The sequence below is a fragment of the Sneathiella sp. genome, assembly GCF_041689005.1.
In the GTDB taxonomy this organism is placed as follows: domain Bacteria; phylum Pseudomonadota; class Alphaproteobacteria; order Sneathiellales; family Sneathiellaceae; genus Sneathiella.
Map to the genome: position 1 here is coordinate 1 of NZ_JBDNHC010000021.1, position 1,913 is coordinate 1,913.

Genomic DNA, 1,913 nt, shown 5'->3' on the forward strand with positions numbered 1-1,913 from the left:
GCCCTTGCGCTCCAGGTTTTCGGCTTCGTCTGCCACCCAGCGGGCCTCGCTGTTGCCATCCCACACCGCATTCAGGACGACCTTCTCGCCCTCATTATCCTCCGTATAGAGGGTCTTGCCGAGGCGGCCCTCATTTCGGGCAATCAGCCCGGACGCGGTTCCCAGAATATGCGAGGTGGAGCGATAATTCCGCTCAAGCCGAATAACCTTTGCGCCCGGAAAGTCATCTTCGAACTTCAGGATATTGCCAACCTCGGCCCCGCGCCAGCCATAGATGGACTGGTCATCATCGCCGACGCAGCAAATATTCTTATGCTTCTGGGCGAGAAGCCGCAGCAGCAGGTACTGCGCGACGTTGGTATCCTGATACTCGTCCACCAGAATATATTTGAAGCGATTCTGGTATAGCTTGAGGATATCCGGGTTGCGCTGGAACAGGGTCAGGACATGCAGCAGCAAGTCGCCGAAATCACAGGCATTCTGGGTGGCGAGGCGGGCCTGGTACAGGGCATAAAGGGCGGCGGCGCGGCCGTGGGCAAACCCGTTGGCGTCGGTGGCCTCGCCCGTCTTGACCTGATCGGGGCGCAGTCCCTTGTCCTTCCACCGGTCGATGACTCCCGCCAGCCCGCGCGGCGGCCATTTCTTGATATCGACGCCTTCCTCGATCAGGATCTGCTTGAGTAGGCGGAGTTGGTCGTCAGTATCCAGAATGGTGAAATTACGGTCAAGATTGATTAGTTCCGCATGACGGCGGAGCAGCCAAACGCCGATGGAATGAAAGGTGCCCAGCTTGATCTCGATGGCTTTGGGGCCGACGATATTGGCGGTCCGTTCCTGCATCTCCGCGGCGGCCTTGTTGGTGAAGGTAACAGCGAGGATCTCCCACGGGCGGACATCGCGCAGGTTGAGGATATGCGCGAGGCGGGAGATAAGTACTCGCGTTTTACCGGTTCCCGCGCCCGCAAGGACCAGAACCGGTCCGTCGAGAGCCTCTACTGCCGCTGTTTGTCCTGCGTTCAACCCCTCCAGATAGGAAAAATCCGGGGTGGGGGCGGACGGGGCGTCGTCGTTGAAACTGCCTATGTCGAAACTATCGTTCATCGCCTCATGATATAGCCCAACTGCGCCATTGAGGCTACTCTCGATGTCCGTTTTTAGCGGAAAACTTTATCGCGCGAATGATCCTGCGCTGAGAGAAGAGCGGCATTATAGGCATGCAGCAGGTCCTTGTGATGGAGGATGCCGATCAGCCGCCGATCCCCGGTTCGGTTGATGACCGGGACATGGTCAATCGCTGCCTTTTCGATCGTTTCAATTGCCGTTTTCAGGCTGGTGTCAGGATACAGCACGGGGCTTTCATCATGAACAAGGTCAAACGCGGTCAGAGGCTCCTCCGGATTCTCGGCGAATAATCCGGTCTTGAGGTCGCTATAGTCGATCCGGCCGATAAACTCATGGGTTTCGGGGTTAACCACAACGAATTTATCATGATTCGTATTGGTCACAATTTTCCTGAGTTCCGTCATTGAGGTATCACGTGGAACCTCGATGAACTCCCGATCCATGATGCCGCGCACCTGCCGGAAGTTGAGCTGGCGCAAGGCGCGGCTCTCGTTAACATCGACATTGTGATGGAGAAGCTGGGTCTGCCAAATGCTGCGTCCAAACAGGTGCTTGGTGATCAGGGTGGCGACAGAAACCGCAACCATGACGGCGATCGAGATTTTATAGTCTCCGGTCAGCTCGAACACGATCAGGATGGTGGAAATCGGCGCGCCGAGAACCGACGCCGCCACCGCCGACATACCGATGATGGCATAAAGTCCATGGCTGGCGGCAAGTTCGGGAAAGGCCGCCGCGGCGATGATGCCGAAGGCGCCGCCGGTCATGGCACCAATAAACAGGGACGGCGA

The 1,913-nt window shown here is 57.4% G+C and carries 2 protein-coding genes; both read right to left on the bottom strand.

Going from position 1 to position 1,913, the window contains the following annotated elements:
- Positions 1 to 1,101 (bottom strand): ATP-dependent helicase (locus tag ACESNI_RS02690; RefSeq protein WP_373084774.1); only part of this gene is annotated, 1,101 nt, incomplete at its 3' end.
- 53 nt (positions 1,102 to 1,154) lie between these two features.
- A partial coding sequence (locus tag ACESNI_RS02695) for a chloride channel protein (RefSeq protein ID WP_373084776.1) occupies positions 1,155 to 1,913 on the bottom strand: 759 nt, incomplete at its 5' end.